This window comes from Microbacterium sp. R1 (assembly GCF_015159725.1).
GTDB lineage: Bacteria > Actinomycetota > Actinomycetes > Actinomycetales > Microbacteriaceae > Microbacterium > Microbacterium oxydans.
The window spans coordinates 1623201-1638299 of record NZ_JADDUD010000001.1 but is presented as its reverse complement, the minus strand read 5'-3'; the positions used below and the strand labels follow the sequence as shown (position 1 = coordinate 1638299).

Genomic DNA, 15099 nt, shown 5'->3' with positions numbered 1-15099 from the left:
CCAATCCGGGGAACGGCGCGGAAACACCGGATAACGATTTGGTCACACCACTGGACGACGAAACCCGGGCCCCCTCTTCGCGAAGAGGCCCGGGTTCCGTTCGAACGTCGCGCTTACTCGGCGGCTGCGTCCTCTGCAGGGGCAGCCTCAGCGGCAGGAGCGTCGTCGAGGACGGGCTCGAGCGAGAGCTTGCCACGGTCGTCGATCTTCGTGATCTTCACGAGGATCTTCTGGCCGACCGAGAGCACGTCGTCGACGTTCTCGACCCGCTTGCCACCGGCGAGCTTGCGCACCTCGGTGACGTGCAGGAGGCCGTCCTTGCCCGGGAGCAGCGAGACGAACGCACCGAAGGTGGCGATCTTCACGACGGTGCCGAGGAACTGCTCCCCGACCTCCGGGTTGGTGGGGTTGGCGATCGCGTTGACCTGGGCACGAGCGGCCTCAGCCGACGGGCCGTCGGTGGCGCCGATGTAGACGGTGCCGTCCTCCTCGATGGAGATCTGCGCGCCGGTCTCATCCTGGATCGCGTTGATCGTCTTGCCCTTCGGGCCGATCAGCTCGCCGATCTTGTCGACCGGGATCTGCACGCTGATGACGCGAGGCGCGGTGGGCGCCATCTCGTCGGGAGCGTCGATCGCAGCGTTCAGGACGTTGAGGATCGTCAGACGAGCCTCACGAGCCTGGGTGAGCGCACCGGCGAGAACCTGCGTCGGGATGCCGTCGAGCTTGGTGTCCAGCTGGATGGCCGTGACGAACTCGCTGGTTCCGGCGACCTTGAAGTCCATGTCGCCGAGTGCGTCCTCCGCACCCAGGATGTCGGTCAGAGCCGCGTAGCGGGTCTCACCGTTGACCTCGTCCGACACGAGACCCATCGCGATACCGGCGACGGGAGCGCGCAGCGGCACACCCGCGTTCAGCAGCGACAGGGTCGACGCGCAGACGGAGCCCATCGAGGTGGAACCGTTGGAGCTGAGCGCCTCGGACACCTGACGGATCGCGTACGGGAACTCCTCGCGGCTCGGCAGCACCGGCACGAGGGCGCGCTCGGCCAGGAAGCCGTGCCCGATCTCGCGACGCTTCGGCGAACCGACACGGCCGGTCTCACCGGTCGAGTACGGCGGGAAGTTGTAGTGGTGCATGTAACGCTTGCTCGTCACAGGCGACAGCGAGTCGATCTGCTGCTCCATCTTGAGCATGTTCAGCGTGGTGACACCCAGGATCTGGGTCTCGCCGCGCTGGAAGATCGCAGAGCCGTGCACGCGCGGGATGACCTGCACCTCGGCGTCGAGCGGACGGATGTCCGCCAGCCCACGACCGTCGATACGAGCGCCCTCGGTGAGGATGCGACCGCGGACGATCCGCTTGGTGACCGACTTGTACGCGGCCGAGAACTCGAGCGGGGCTGCGGCCGGGAGCGAACCCGCCTCGGTGGCCTCGATGAGCTCCGCCTTCACGCGGTCCTTGATCGCGTCGTCGGCGGTCTGACGCTCGACCTTGTCGGCGATCTGGTAGACGTCGCTGAGCTCGGCGAACGCACGCTCGGACACGAAGCTGTAGACCTCGTCGCTGTACGCCGGGAAGACCGGGTACACGCCCGGCTCCTTCGACGCCGTGGCGGCGAGCTCGGCCTGAGCCTTCACGAGCTGAGCGATGAACGGCTTCGCGGCCTCGAGACCCTGAGCGACGATCTCTTCGTTCGGCTTGGTGGCGCCGGCCTTGATCAGGTTCCAGCTGTGCTCGGTGGCCTCAGCCTCGACCATCATGATCGCGACGTCTTCGGTGCCATCGGCCTTGGTGACGACACGACCGGCGACGATCAGGTCGAACACGGCCTCCGCGACCTGCTCGGCGGTCGGGAACGCGACCCACTGGTCGGCGTGCTCGCCCTGGCCGGGGATGAACGCGAGGCGCACACCGGCGACGGGGCCCGAGAACGGGAGACCCGAGATCTGGGTCGACGCGGATGCGGCGTTGATGGCGAGAGCGTCGTAGAACTCGCCGGGAGCGATCGACATCACGGTGATGACGACCTGGACCTCGTTACGCAGGCCGTCGACGAACGACGGACGCAGCGGACGGTCGATCAGACGGCAGACGAGGATCGCCTCGGTGGAGGGACGACCCTCACGACGGAAGAACGAGCCGGGGATCTTGCCGGCGGCGTAGGAGCGCTCTTCGACATCGACCGTCAGCGGGAAGAAGTCGAAGCCCTCGCGCGGGTGCTTGCCTGCGCTCGTGGCCGAGAGGAGCATGGTCTCGCCGTCGAGGTACGCGGCGACTGCGCCCTGAGCCTGCTGCGCGAGGCGGCCGGTCTCGAAGCGGATGGTGCGGGTGCCGAAGCGGCCGTTGTCGAGAACGGCCTCGGTGGCGGTGATTTCAGGACCTTCCAAGAGGTCTCTCCTTCTTTGTTTAGACTCGCGAATCCATGTGACGCGCGAGCATGTTCAAAGGAGCGGAACGGAAGGGTTCGGGCGCGCGGGCATCCCCGCGAATCTCGCCTGCGCTGGCCACCAGTAGAAAGCCACCCGACATCTGCCGAGGAACCCACCACAGGGGACCAGCTTCTCCGCCGATCGCTCCATGAGTCGATATGAAATTGTGCGGTTGACAGACATCAACCTCATCCACTCTATCAGCGCGGACCTCGAATCCTGCGAGTCGGCGCGCGACGCGGATCCGACATCGACCGGCCACGACACGTTCACCCCGTGGATGCCGAAGCGAGGGGGGCATCCGCTGTGGTGGGTTCATGCGCCTCTCCGTCATCGGCTGCGGATATCTCGGAGCCGTTCATGCCGCCGCCATGGCCTCCCTGGGACACGACGTCGTGGGCATCGACGTCGACCGGGACAAGGTCGCCGCGCTCGCGTCGGGCGCTGCGCCGTTCTTCGAACCACGACTCGCCGAGCTCATCGCGGAAGGCCTGTCGGCCGGAAGGCTCCGCTTCAGCGCGCGGATGGCCGATGCCGGGGGCGCAGACGTGCACTTCCTCGCTGTCGGCACCCCACAGGCCCCGGGTGCGCACTCCGCAGATCTCCGCTATGTCGACGCGGCTGTCGACGATCTGCTCCCCCACCTGCGCCCAGGAGACGTGGTGGCCGGCAAATCCACCGTTCCCGTCGGCACCGCAGGCGAGCTCGCCGCTCGCATCTCCCCCACGGGTGCGACGCTCGTCTGGAATCCGGAGTTCCTCCGCGAGGGCTGGGCCGTGCACGACACCTTGACACCGGACCGTCTCGTCGTGGGTGCCGAGTCGGATGCCGCCGGCGAGCGCGCGGTCTGGATCCTCCGTGACGTGTACGGTGCCGCCGTCGAAAGCGGGGTGCCGTTCCTGGTGACGGATCTCGCGACCGCGGAACTGGTCAAGGGAGCGGCGAACGCCTTCCTCGCCACGAAGATCTCCTTCATCAACGCGATGGCGGAGATCGCGGAGGCGTCCGGCGCAGATGTCGCTCTGCTCGCCGATGCGCTCGGCCATGACACACGGATCGGGCGGCGCTATCTCGGCGCGGGCATCGGATTCGGCGGCGGTTGTCTGCCCAAGGACATCAGGGCGTTCGCCGCGCGGGCGGAAGAGCTGGGCCGCGGCGAGGCGGTCGGCTTCCTGCGTGAAGTCGACACGATCAATCTCCGGCGTCGCGATCGAGCCGTGCAGCTCGTCGTGGATGCACTGGGCGGTCTGGTGTTCGGTCGCAGGATCGCCGTGCTGGGAGCGGCGTTCAAGCCCTTCAGCGACGACATCCGGGACTCACCGGCCCTCGACGTCGCCGTGCGTCTTCGCGGTCTGGGCGCTGATGTCGTGGTCACCGACCCCGCTGCCGTCGACAACGCGGCCAAGGCGCATCCGCAGCTGGGCTACGCCCGTGACCGCGACGAGGCGCTGCGGGAGGCCGATGCCGTCGTGGTCGTCACCGAGTGGGATGAGTATCGACGGGACCTCTCGCCGGAGCACGCCGGGGCACTCGTACGGGGCCGAGTCATCGTGGACGGCCGCAACTGCCTCGACTCGACCGCGTGGCGCGCCGCCGGCTGGCAGTACCACGGCATGGGTCGGCGCTGAGCGAGCGGGGTCTCAGGGCACGACCGCAGCGAACGCCGCAGACGGCCGACCGAGGTACACGTAGCCATCGTGCTTCGCGATCCTCCCGTCACCCGCCGCGCGACCGTTGAGGCGGCGCCAGACCCACGGAAGCGCATGCCGTCGCCACCACAGACCGGCGCCGATGGTCTCATGGTCGTGCATCGCTGCGTCGAGCACCCCGAGCGCATCGGCATCGGGGACACCGAGCACTTCGGCGCCACGGTAGGCGAGGAAACGGTGGCCCCGGCTGCTCAGGTGGACCAGATCCTCGCCCCAGTTCGCGCGCTCGGCCAGCGAGGGGTGCAGATCCGTATCGATCAGGATCGCGCCGGTGCGGGCGGCGATCCCGCTCAACGCGGTGGCGAAGGCGGAGAACCTCCGCGTATAGATCGACGCAGCGCGACGGCCAGGGAGAAAGGGCGTGACGAGGAGCACGTCCGCCCCGATTCCCCGCAGCCGGCGCACGGCGTCCTCGAGCTCCGCGGCGAGCGCGGTGACATCGACGCGGGGCTTCACGAGGTCGTTCGCACCGATCAGGATCGACACGAGGTCGGGCCGAAGCTCGAGTGCCCTGGCCAGTTGCAGTCCGGCGACGTCTCGGACGCGCTTGGACCTGATGGCCAGGTTCGCGTAGTGCAGACCTCCTCCGGCGGCGAGCAGGAGCGCGAGACGGTCGGCCCATCCTCTCAGCGCACCATCGGGGGCCGGATCGCAGAGCCCTTCCGTGAGAGAGTCACCGAGCGCGACGTACCGCCGCCACCGACGGGAGACGATCGTCGCGGGCGGCTCGGGGCGCACGAGGCGACGAGCGCGAGCGCGGGAGTCCACCGCATGCAGCGTCCTCGCCTCGTCGAAGTGATCGAGGAGCTGGTCGCATACCTTCTCCCAGCTGCGCTCCTGTACGGCTTCGCGCCCGGCCTCGCCGAAAGCCCCCCTCTTGCGCGCATCGCCGGCGAGGTCGGACACCCGACCCCGCAGATCGTCGAGGTCCCCCGGCCGGTAGAGCCATCCGTCGATGCCCATGCGCACGAGACCCAGCGGACCGCCGCGACCCGTCGCGATCACGGGGACACCGCTCGCATGGGCTTCCTGCAGGGTCTGACCGAACGTCTCGCTCTCGCCGGGGTGGACGAACAGGTCGAAAGATGCCATCGCCGCGGCGAGCGCGTCCCCGTCGAGGTGGCCGAGGAAGAGGGCATCGGGTAGCAGTCCCTGCACCTTCGCTCTGCTGGGCCCGTCCCCCACGATCACCAGGCGTGTGCCGGGGATACCGCGGAGTGCGACGAGGTCTTCGACCTGCTTCTCCGGCGCGAGACGTCCGACGTAGCCGATGACGACGTCGGCGCCCCAGCCGACTCGGAGCGCGCCGTCGCGTCGCGACGGCTGGAACCGCTCGGCGTCGACGCCTCTCCCCCAGCGACGCACGCGGTCGATACCCAGCGCGGTGAGCTGCCTGGCCGAGTCGGCGGAGGGCGCGAGGGTGATGGTGGCGCGTCGATGCAGGCGGGCGATGTGAGCCTGGGCGATGCCCGTGGTCGCCGCGACCCGATAGCGCTCGGTGTATGCGGCGACGTCGGTCTGATAGGCGGCGACGGCCGGCAGCTCCAGGCGCTCGGCGGCCAGCACCCCACGCCACCCCAATGCGAAAGGGGAAGCGAGGTGCACGACATCGGGCTGGAAGCGAGCGAGCGAGGTGGCGATGCGGTGAGCGCTCGACGTTCCCACCCTCACGTGCCGGTACCCCGGAAGAGCGAGACTCGGTATCGGTTCGACGGGGGCACCGCTGATCTCGGACGGTGCGCCGACGGCCGCGGGCGCGACGACATGAGCTTCATGCCCTCGCCGTTCGAGGTGTCGCAGGATCTGCAGCACCGAGCCGGTGACACCGTTCATGTGCGGAAGGAAGGACTCCGTGACGATCGCTACTCTCACAGGCCCAGGATGACGGTCCGTACGAGCGGGGACGCCCGCAGACGCCCTTCTGCACCGGATGTTCACCGGATGCTGGAGAACGGGTCACCGGCTATCCGTTCTTTGGTTCCCGTTCACCCTCTGGGGGCAGAGTGGGCGACGTGCCGACGGATCTGCTGACCGCCTCACTCGCTGGCCCTTGGAGCCTGGTCCTGATGAGCGTGCTCGTGGTGGGGGACGCCTTCTTCGTCGTGGTGCCCGGTGAGGTCGCGGTGACCGCCCTCGGTGCGATCGCGGTCACGACGGGCTCCCCGCCCCTGTGGGCTGTGGTCGTGTGTGCCGCCGTCGCCGCTGCTCTGGGTGACGCCTGCTGCTACCTCATCGGGTGGTCGGTGGGCACCGAGCGCTGGCGGTGGATGCGGGCACCACGAGTGCTCCAGGCTCTGGATTGGGCTCGCCGCCGCTTGGACGGCGGGATGGCCACGGTGCTGTTCACCGCGAGGTTCGTGCCGTTCGCGCGGCTTGCGATCAATCTGGTCGCCGGGGCATCGCGTGTCCACCCGCCGCGCTACCTCGCGCTCGTCAGTCTCGCTGCGACCGGGTGGGCGCTGTACCAGGCCGCGGTGGGCGCAACTGTCGCGACGCTCGTCCCCGGAGGTCCGCTCGTGGCCGTGCCCGTCTCCATCGTGCTCGCGATCGGGATCGGGGCGCTGATCGACCTGTGCGTGCGCCGCTCCAGAGGGTGACCCACCCGGGCACGTGCCCTAGGCTCGGGTCATGAGCACCGAAGAAGGCGCCTCCTCTTCTGAGGAGATGAAGCGCAAGTTCAAGGAAGCGCTCGAGAAGAAGAACGCGCACCACCGGCAGGGCGAGGCACACCTCGACGGCGATTCCGCCGTGCACAGTGCGAACGCCCCGCAGACGCGGCGCGAGTTCCGACGCAAGAGCGGTTGACCGCGCGGATGCGGGAGCCGGCTCGGCCGGGCTCCCGCATCCCCCACTTCCGTCTCAGCGGCGGTCGGCGCGGAGCCGGGCCCGCTCCTCCTTCGCCGCCATCTCGGAGACCGCCGCTTCGCGGAGCTCCTGCATGTCAGCGGCCTGGGCGCTGCCCACCGGCTCGTGCGCATCGACGCCGTCGAGCAGGGACTCGTCGAAGGGCAGCTCCCCGCTGAGCACGCGTCGCACGCGGTCGCGGTCGATCTGCTTCGTCCACGTGCCGATCAACAGGGTCGCGACCGCATTGCCGGTGAAGTTCGTGAGTGCTCGCCCCTCCGACATGAACCGATCGATGCCCACGATCACCCCGACACCGTCCACCAGGTCGGGGCGGTATGCCTGGAGGCCGCCGGCGAGGGTGGCGAGGCCCGCGCCGGTGACTCCGGCGGCGCCCTTGCTCGCGATGATCATGAACACGAGCAGACCGATCTGCTCGCCGATCGTCATCGGCTGGCCCATGCCCGTGGCGATGAACAGCGAAGCCATCGTCAGGTAGATGGCCGTGCCGTCGAGGTTGAACGAGTACCCGGTCGGAACGGTGATGCCCACGACCGGCTTGGAGACGCCGACGAACTCCATCTTCGCGATCAGCCGGGGCAGCGCGGATTCCGAGGAAGACGTTCCGACGATGAGCAGGTACTCCCTGGCGAGGTACTTCATGAGCGCGAAGATGTTCACCCGTGTGACGGTCCACAGCAGCACCCCGAGGATGACGACGATGAACAGGATGCAGGTGATGTAGAAGGCGACCATCAGCGTGCCCAGGCTCCAGATCGCGGCGACACCGGTCTTGCCGACCACGGCGGCGATCGCACCGAAGGCCCCGAGCGGAGCCAGCCACAGGATCATGCCGAGGATGCGGAAGACGAGCTTCTGGAGCTGCTTGACCGCGTCCATGATCGGGGCACCACGGTCGCCGAGCCCCTGCAGGGCGAAGCCGACGAGGAGCGCGATGAACAGCACCTGCAGCACGCTCTCACCCGTGAACGCCGAGAAGAACGTGGTCGGGATGATGCCGAGGATGAACTCCTGTGTCGTCTTGGCCTCCGCCTCGACCGCATCGTACGTCGACGAGGCCATGTCGAGTCCGGAGCCCGGGTGGATGATGTTCCCCACGACGAGACCGATCGCGAGGGCGAAGGTCGACATGACCATGAAGTACAGCAGCGCGAGTCCACCGATCTTGCCGACGGTGGCCGCCTTGGCTATCGACCCCACTCCGACCACGATCGTGCAGAAGATGATCGGGGCGATCATCATCTTGATCAGAGCCACGAATCCCTTGCCCAGCGGCTCGAAAGCCTGTCCCACCTCGGGCCAGACGAGACCGACGACCGCACCGAGCACGACCGCCAGGAGCACCGACACATACAGCCAGGTGTGCCGGTCCCACGATTGCTTCCCTCGCCGCCAGTTGAACTTCGGCAGTGAGAATCCTGTTGTGAGCGCCATCGCGTCCTCCTCGATCATCGACGTCATCGTCCGGTGGGCGGCTGCTTCGCCGCCGATCAGAGTTCACGGTCCTCGACTTCCCGCATCGGGGCGAGTTGTGGTCGTATTGGTCACGGCACCTGAGCAACGACGATCGGAGGAAGCGATGGCGCGCCCCTCCCGCACCCGCAGCACCGCCTCCCGTGTGTTCGCCGTGCTGCTGGTCGCCGCCGTCGTGATCGGCATCCTCGTCGCGGGCTTCCTGGTGCTGGAGGCGCAACGATCGATCCGCGCCGAGGCGGAACGGGTCACGGCCGCCACTGCCGTCTCGCTCGCTGCCTCCCCGGACGTGATCGACGGTCTGAGCTCGGACGACCGGGAAGCGGCCACACGGGTGCTCGAGCCCTACTCGCTGACCGTGGTCGCCGGTGCGGGACTCGACTTCATCACGGTGATGACTCCCGACGGCACGCGGATCACCCACCCCGACGCCGACCAGATCGGCGGAACCTACCTGGGCACGATCCCCGCGTCGCCGCGCACGCTCACCGAGGAGTTCACCGGCACCCTGGGACCATCGGTACGGACCATCGTCCCGGTCACCGCGCCGGATGACGACCTGATCGGCTGGGTCGCCGCAGGGGTGACGACCGAGTCCATCAGCGATACGCTGATCCGCCGCCTGCCTCTCACGCTCGGCATCACGATCGCCCTCGTCGCCCTCGGCGCCGGTGGCGCGATCATCGCTCGCCGCGTGACCCGCCGAATCGCCGGCGATCTCCCGCCCGGCCAGCTGCGCGACGCCGTGTCGTCGTACGAATCGATCCGCACCCTGGGGGAAGCGCTGCGGGCGCAGACGCACGAACACGGGAACAGGATGCACGCCGCGGTGGCCCTGCTCGAACTCGGACGCCGTGACGAGGCGATCGAGATCCTCACGGAGACGTCCCGTCAGAGCCAATCCCTCGTCGACCAGGTGACCGCGCGACGCCACGGCGATCCGGCCGTCGGAGCGCTCCTCCTCGGAAAGGCCTCGCAGGCCAAGGAACGCGGCATCAACTGGCGGGTACACATCGAGCCGGACACTCCCCGCACTCCCCTGTCGACCGTGGACGCCGTGTCCGTGCTCGGCAACCTGGTGGACAACGCCATGGATGCCGCGGCCGAGTCGGACGACCGGTGGGTGCGGGTCTCGCTGCGCACGCACGACGGCCACGGAATCGTGCTGGAGGTCTCCGACAGCGGTCCCGGAATAGCGCCGGCCGTGCGCGAGCGGATGTTCGACCAGGGATTCTCCACGAAACCTGCCGATGCGCAAGGGCGCGGCATCGGCCTGGCCCTCGTGCGCTCGGTGGTGAGCGGGGCGGGTGGCTCGGTGACGGTGACGGATGCCCCGACGACCTTCCGAGTCGTCCTCCCCGCCGCGGGCGAACGGCAAGGGCGGCGGCGGCGATGATCCGCACGCTCATCGTCGACGACGACGCACTCACGCTCGAACTGCACCGCGACTACCTTGCCCGTCTCGACGGCTTCGAGGTGACCGGCGAGTGCACGGGCGCCCGCGCCGCGATGACGGCAGTGCTCGATCGACCCGGCGCATTCGATCTGGTACTGCTCGACATCACGATGCCGGACGGCTCGGGTATCGACGTGCTCCGTGCGCTCCGAGCACGCTCCGCAGCGCTGGACGTGATCGCGATCACCAGTGTGCGCGACGCCGAGTCGGTGCGGCAGATGGCTGCGCTCGGGGTGTTCCAGTATCTCGTCAAGCCGTTCCCGTTCACCGTGTTCCGCGAGCGGATGGAACAGTACCGCGCATACAGGGAACAGGCGCGCTCCACCGAGGGCGAGGCCACCCAAGCGGAGATCGATGCACTGCTCGGCCGCTCCACGGGAACGATCGCGCTGCCCAAGGGACTCTCGACGACCTCCTTGGACAGGGTCGCCGCGGAACTGCGCGCCGGCGGACCGCTCTCGGCGCGGGAGGCAGCCGAGCGACTCGGCATGTCTCGGGTCGCGGTGCGCCGTTACCTGGAGCATCTGGTCGCCGAGGGTGTGCTGACACGGGGCGCACGCTACGGCACACGGGGACGACCGGAGACCGAGTACGACTGGAGACGCCCCGGACCGCCTCCCGCTTAGGTCAGCGCGGCAGTCGTCCTTCGTGGAGCAGTCCCTCGGGGTCGACGCGCGACCGCACGCTGCGCAGTCGGGCGACATCGTCGGCGGTGCCGCATCGGTCGAGCGACTGATCAGGGCCGAGGAAGGTCGCCACGGTCTGCGGGGCCTCGTTCGGCGCCAGGAGCTCGCGGAACGCCACGAGACTCGCGTCGCCAGGCTCGGTCGGCACACCGGGGATGACCGGGACGAGAGCGTGCAACAGCCAGCCGACGGACTGCAGCGATGCGAAGCCCGAGCGGCGCGGGGCGTTCAAGGCACCGCCGAGCATGCGGAGGTCGATGCCCATGATCGGCCAGTGCTCCGGGAGCTCCCTGAACTCGAGGAGGGCATCGATCGTCTCGTCGTCGAGGATGCTCAGAGCCATCGAAGCACCCCGGCCAGGGGTCGGCTCCGTGGGCTCGTTCGAGGCGGCGGCCAGTGCAGCGGGCGAAGTCGGACCGGTGATCTCCCTGCGCACCTCCCCTGCTCTACGCACCGTGTCGACCAGTTCGTCCTGCGGCCCATCGGTCGACAGCACCTGGACGGTGAGGAAGCTGCGTCCCCTGATCTGCTCCGGCAGCTCCGGCGCATCCGGCATGCGCATCGAGTTGACGAACACGTTGAGCGTCGCGGCTGCTGATGCGGCGAGGTCGCGGACCGCACGGACGACCGCGGGAGCGTCGACGACATCGAAGGTGAGGTTGGCGCCCCAGATGTCCGGTGCCGGCACGAGCTCGATCTCGAGCGCGGTCACGATCCCCACCAGGCCTCCGGCTCCGCGCAATGCCCACATGAGGTCACTGTCGGTGTCATCGTCGACGCGCTCATGCGTGCCGTCAGTGCGGAGCACCCATGCCGCGCGCAGGTTGTCGGAGCCGAGACCGCCCGTGCGGCTGAACCAGGAGTGCCCGCCGCCCAGTGTGTACCCGGCCACGCTGACGACCGGGCTGGTGCCGGCCGGCGCGACCCAGCCGGTTCCCTCCAGCGCCTCGACGACCGCGCCCCAGCGCACGCCGGCGCCGACGGTCGCGACCCCGCTCTCGAGGTCGAGGGACAGCTCGTCGAATGCGCTCATGCGCACGAGGACGGCACCACTCAGGTCGCCGGATGCGCCGTGGCCGCTCGGCTGGATCGCGAGGCTCGTCCCCGCTTCCCGTGCTGCGCGCAGGAGCACACGGAGGTCGTCGACGTCGGCGGGCGTCGCGACCGCATCTGGATGCTGCTCGATCGCGAGGTTCCACGGTCGACGCGCCGCGGCGTACGCCGTGTCTGCGGGAAGGACGAGGGTTCCGGTCAGTCGGTCCTGGAGCGCGACGATGGCGGGGTGCGTTGGCATGACGCCACCGTACGACATCCCTCGGACATCGTCGATGGCGTCATGCGCGACTCACTCGCCCGCCAGACCGCCGAGCATGTGGCCGAACGAGCGCCCTTCACCCAGGTACGTAGCAGGGTCGTAGGGATCGACCGTCTCGGAGGCTCCGCGACGTGCGATCGCCTCCGCGAGCTCCTTCGCCCCCTTCTCCACACGCTTGGCGAGCGGAGCGACGTCGTCGCCCGCGCCGCCCCAATCGCTTGATGCCGCGAACACTCCGGTCGAGACGGCCTCGGCGTGGAGGTACGCGAACAGCGGGCGGATCGCGTAGTCGATCGCCAGCGAGTGCCTGGCGGTGCCCGCGTTCGCCCCGATGAGCACGGGCTTCCCGGTGAGGGCGTCCGGGTCGAGCACGTCGATGAACGACTTGAACAGGCCCGAGTAGCTCGTCGAGAAGATCGGCGTCACAGCGATCAGCGCATCGGCGGAGACCACGGTGTTGATTGCCGTCTCGAGCGCCGGCGGCGCGAAGCCGGTGAGCATGTTGTTCGTGATGTCGTGCGCATAGTCGCGCAGCTCGATCACGTCGACGCTCGCCTCGATGTCGTGTGCGGCGAGGGCTTTCACGGTCTCGGCCGCGAGGCGATCGGCGAGCATCCTGGTGGACGACGGGTTCGACAATCCCGCCGAGACGACGGCGATACGACGCGTGGTCATGTCAGGCCTCCTTCCGGCCGAGTCCGAAGGCAGCACCCGCGGGCGCCGGGGTGTCCTGGTAGGGCGAGTCCCCGGTGAGGTTGTCTCCGCGGTTCGCACCGGGGCGCGCCTGACGGGTCGGCCCGTCACCGAACTCGGCCTTGACGCGCGCGGCATGGGTCGGCGCGTCCGGCACGGATGCGGGGCGGTCCTTCGCCAGCTCCTTGCGCAGCACGGGGACGACCTCGGAACCGAGGATGTCGAGCTGCTCGAGGACCGTCTTCAACGGCAGACCAGCGTGGTCGATGAGGAACAGCTGGCGCTGGTAGTCGCCATAGTGCTCGCGCATGCCGGCGTAGCGGTCGATCACCTGCTGCGGAGAGCCCACCGTCAGCGGGGTCATCTCCGTGAAGTCCTCCATGCTCGGACCGTGACCGTACACCGGCGCGTTGTCGAAGTACGGGCGGAACTGGTTCACCGCGTCCTGCGACTTCGCGGCCATGAACACCTGGCCGCCGAGTCCCACGATCGCCTGCTCGCGCGTGCCGTGGCCGTAGTGCTCGAAGCGCTGACGGTACAGCTCGATGAGCCGCTGGTAGTGCTCCTTCGGCCAGAAGATGTTGTTCGCGAAGAACCCGTCTCCGTAGTAGGCGGCCTGCTCCGCGATCTCCGGGGTGCGGATGGAGCCGTGCCACACGAACGGGGCGATGCCGTCGAGCGGACGGGGCGTCGAGGTGAAGCCCTGCAACGGGGTGCGGAACTTGCCCTCCCAGTCGACGACGTCCTCACGCCACAGCTTGTGCAGCAGGGCGTAGTTCTCGATCGCGAGCGGCAGACCTTGACGGATGTCCTGCCCGAACCACGGGTACACCGGGCCGGTGTTGCCGCGGCCGAGCATGAGGTCCATGCGGCCGTCGGACACGTGCTGCAGCATCGCGTACTCCTCGGCGATGCGCACAGGGTCGTTCGTGGTGATGAGCGTCGTCGACGTGGAGACGATGAGGCGCTCGGTCTGCGCGGCCAGTGCCGCCAGGAAGGTCGTGGGGCTGGAGGACCAGAACGGCGGGTTGTGGTGCTCGCCGATCGCGAAGACGTCGAGTCCGACCTCTTCGGCGTGCACGGCGATCGCCGTCGTCGCCTTGATGCGCTCCTGCTCGCTGGGGGTGATTCCCGTGGTGGGATCGCGGGTGATGTCGCTGACCGACATGATGCCGAACTGCATCGCCTGCGCGCCTGACTGCTCGCTCATGATTGCTCCGTGTCTCCGAACCGGACGACTCGCATCCCGTTCTATTCATTTGAATGTATCTGTGTCAACGCGCTCACATCAACTTTATTCCCGGCCTGTAGCCTCGAACGATGAGCAGTGCCGGCGCCGACGTCTCAGGGCCCACCACAGGATCGGTCCCCCGCAGGCGGAGGCGTGTGCCGTTCTGGGACAACGCACGATACGTCTGCATCGTGCTCGTCGTGCTCGGTCACGCGATCCAGCGCCTGACGTACGACTCCGACATCGCCTTCGCGTTCTACCTGGCGCTGTACGCGTTCCACATGCCGGCGTTCGCCATCATCTCCGGCTACTTCTCGAAGTCCGGCTCCCCCTCCAAGACGCAGATGGCCAGGGTGATCACGGACATCCTGCTCCCCTACGTCATCTTCGAGACGCTGTGGACACTCACCAAGTGGCTCGTCGAGGGACAGGTCGATCCGAACATCACGAAGCCGAGCTGGACGCTGTGGTTCCTCCTCGCACTCGGGATCTTCCGGCTCGTGCTCCCGTACCTCGCGCTGCTTCGGTGGCCACTGCTGTGGACAGTGGTGATCTCGGTCGGCGTGGGATACCTGCCGAACGTCGACAGCACGTTCTCGCTGTCCCGCACCCTGGGGCTCCTTCCCTTCTTCACTCTGGGCTGGTGGCTGCGCGAGCACGACATCGTGGACAGGTTCCGTCTCCTCGACTTCCGTCCCTGGTGGATCCGCGGCGGCGCCGTCGCGATCTTCGCACTGACCGGTTGGGCCGCCTGGAACTGGCTTCCGCTGTGGCAGGCGGCCGATCTGCGGCACTGGCTCTTCTACGAGGACTCCTATGCCGATCTGGGCGGGGAGCAGTGGTGGGCCGGCGGGGTGCGGATACTCCTGATGATGCTCGCCGTCGTGCTCAGCGCCGCCTTCTTCGCCCTCATCCCGCGGGGCGCCCACTGGTGGACGACATTCGGACAGTACACGATGTACGTGTTCCTGCTGCATTCGTTCGTGCTGTACCCCTTCCGCGAGAGCGGGGTCCTGCAGAGCCTCGAGCCGACCTGGATCTGGCTCCCCCTCGTCACCGTGGCGTCGGTGCTGATCGCCCTCGCGCTGGCGACGAAGCCGGTCAGGTGGGTCTTCCGCCCCCTGGTGGAACCCCGGCCAGGGTGGCTGTTCGCCGACCCGGCGCTCGCCTCCAAGGAGGGGCGCCGGAACGACCCGACGGGCTCACGACGCCCCCGCCAGCCAGGGCGATAGCCTCGAA

Annotated in this window: 12 protein-coding genes; 6 read left to right on the top strand and 6 right to left on the bottom strand. The window is 68.4% G+C overall.

All coding sequences use genetic code 11. The annotated features are described in order from the left end of the window. Positions 1 to 113: 113 nt before the first annotated feature. On the bottom strand, positions 114 to 2390 hold the full coding sequence (locus ILP86_RS08055) for a polyribonucleotide nucleotidyltransferase (protein WP_046748310.1): 2277 nt from the start codon (positions 2388 to 2390) through the stop codon (positions 114 to 116). Positions 2391 to 2749: 359 nt separating this feature from the next. On the opposite strand from ILP86_RS08055, the gene ILP86_RS08050 reads away from it, so the two are divergent. After that, positions 2750 to 4060 carry a UDP-glucose/GDP-mannose dehydrogenase family protein gene (locus ILP86_RS08050; RefSeq protein ID WP_193761748.1) on the top strand — a complete coding sequence of 437 codons (1311 nt, stop codon included), beginning with the start codon at positions 2750 to 2752 and terminating at the stop codon, positions 4058 to 4060. 12 nt (positions 4061 to 4072) lie between these two features. Here ILP86_RS08050 and ILP86_RS08045 read toward each other — a convergent pair whose 3' ends face one another. After that, on the bottom strand, positions 4073 to 6013 hold the full coding sequence (locus tag ILP86_RS08045; protein ID WP_193761747.1) for a GDSL-type esterase/lipase family protein: 1941 nt from the start codon (positions 6011 to 6013) through the stop codon (positions 4073 to 4075). Positions 6014 to 6153: 140 nt separating this feature from the next. Here ILP86_RS08045 and ILP86_RS08040 point away from each other — a divergent pair, with 140 nt between their 5' ends. Together ILP86_RS08040 and ILP86_RS08035 are read left to right on the top strand one after the other, a co-directional pair. Next, a complete protein-coding gene (locus ILP86_RS08040) occupies positions 6154 to 6738 on the top strand; it encodes a DedA family protein (protein WP_127012277.1) in 585 nt (194 codons plus the stop codon). A 31-nt stretch (positions 6739 to 6769) separates the two neighbouring features. Further along, on the top strand, positions 6770 to 6946 hold the full coding sequence (locus tag ILP86_RS08035) for a DUF5302 domain-containing protein (protein ID WP_017830923.1): 177 nt from the start codon (positions 6770 to 6772) through the stop codon (positions 6944 to 6946). A gap of 54 nt (positions 6947 to 7000) precedes the next feature. Here the strand turns inward: ILP86_RS08035 and ILP86_RS08030 are convergent, their stop codons facing one another. Beyond that, positions 7001 to 8440, bottom strand: coding sequence for a cation:dicarboxylate symporter family transporter (locus tag ILP86_RS08030; protein WP_058630664.1), 1440 nt, complete (start codon positions 8438 to 8440; stop codon positions 7001 to 7003). Positions 8441 to 8585: 145 nt separating this feature from the next. On the opposite strand from ILP86_RS08030, the gene ILP86_RS08025 reads away from it, so the two are divergent. Next, positions 8586 to 9875, top strand: a complete 1290-nt coding sequence (locus ILP86_RS08025) for an ATP-binding protein (RefSeq protein ID WP_193761746.1) — start codon at positions 8586 to 8588, stop codon at positions 9873 to 9875. Then, positions 9872 to 10561 (top strand): response regulator, encoded by a 690-nt coding sequence (locus ILP86_RS08020; RefSeq protein WP_058630518.1) that lies wholly within the window; start codon positions 9872 to 9874, stop codon positions 10559 to 10561. Before ILP86_RS08025 ends, ILP86_RS08020 begins: the two co-directional genes overlap by 4 nt. A gap of 1 nt (position 10562) precedes the next feature. On the opposite strand, the gene ILP86_RS08015 is transcribed toward ILP86_RS08020, so the two are convergent. The 3 genes from ILP86_RS08015 to ILP86_RS08005 are packed head-to-tail and all read right to left on the bottom strand — an operon-like array spanning position 10563 to position 13839. Beyond that, on the bottom strand, positions 10563 to 11915 hold the full coding sequence (locus ILP86_RS08015) for an FAD-binding oxidoreductase (RefSeq protein WP_193752142.1): 1353 nt from the start codon (positions 11913 to 11915) through the stop codon (positions 10563 to 10565). A 51-nt stretch (positions 11916 to 11966) separates the two neighbouring features. After that, positions 11967 to 12611 (bottom strand): FMN reductase, encoded by a 645-nt coding sequence (locus tag ILP86_RS08010; protein WP_046748304.1) that lies wholly within the window; start codon positions 12609 to 12611, stop codon positions 11967 to 11969. A 1-nt stretch (position 12612) separates the two neighbouring features. Continuing rightward, positions 12613 to 13839, bottom strand: a complete 1227-nt coding sequence (locus ILP86_RS08005; protein WP_046748303.1) for an LLM class flavin-dependent oxidoreductase — start codon at positions 13837 to 13839, stop codon at positions 12613 to 12615. 110 nt (positions 13840 to 13949) lie between these two features. On the opposite strand from ILP86_RS08005, the gene ILP86_RS08000 reads away from it, so the two are divergent. Further along, entirely contained in the window at positions 13950 to 15092 is a 1143-nt protein-coding gene (locus ILP86_RS08000; protein ID WP_193761745.1) for an acyltransferase family protein, read from the top strand. The last annotated feature ends 7 nt before the right edge of the window (positions 15093 to 15099 follow it).

Coding starts and splice junctions, on each gene's coding strand:
- ILP86_RS08050 (WP_193761748.1), top strand. CDS start 2,750: ATGCGCCTCTCCGTCATCGGCTGCGGATATCTCGGAGCCGTTCATGCC.
- ILP86_RS08035 (WP_017830923.1), top strand. CDS start 6,770: ATGAGCACCGAAGAAGGCGCCTCCTCTTCTGAGGAGATGAAGCGCAAG.
- ILP86_RS08030 (WP_058630664.1), bottom strand. CDS start 8,440: ATGGCGCTCACAACAGGATTCTCACTGCCGAAGTTCAACTGGCGGCGA.
- ILP86_RS08025 (WP_193761746.1), top strand. CDS start 8,586: ATGGCGCGCCCCTCCCGCACCCGCAGCACCGCCTCCCGTGTGTTCGCC.
- ILP86_RS08020 (WP_058630518.1), top strand. CDS start 9,872: ATGATCCGCACGCTCATCGTCGACGACGACGCACTCACGCTCGAACTG.
- ILP86_RS08015 (WP_193752142.1), bottom strand. CDS start 11,915: ATGCCAACGCACCCCGCCATCGTCGCGCTCCAGGACCGACTGACCGGA.
- ILP86_RS08010 (WP_046748304.1), bottom strand. CDS start 12,611: ATGACCACGCGTCGTATCGCCGTCGTCTCGGCGGGATTGTCGAACCCG.
- ILP86_RS08005 (WP_046748303.1), bottom strand. CDS start 13,839: ATGAGCGAGCAGTCAGGCGCGCAGGCGATGCAGTTCGGCATCATGTCG.
- ILP86_RS08000 (WP_193761745.1), top strand. CDS start 13,950: ATGAGCAGTGCCGGCGCCGACGTCTCAGGGCCCACCACAGGATCGGTC.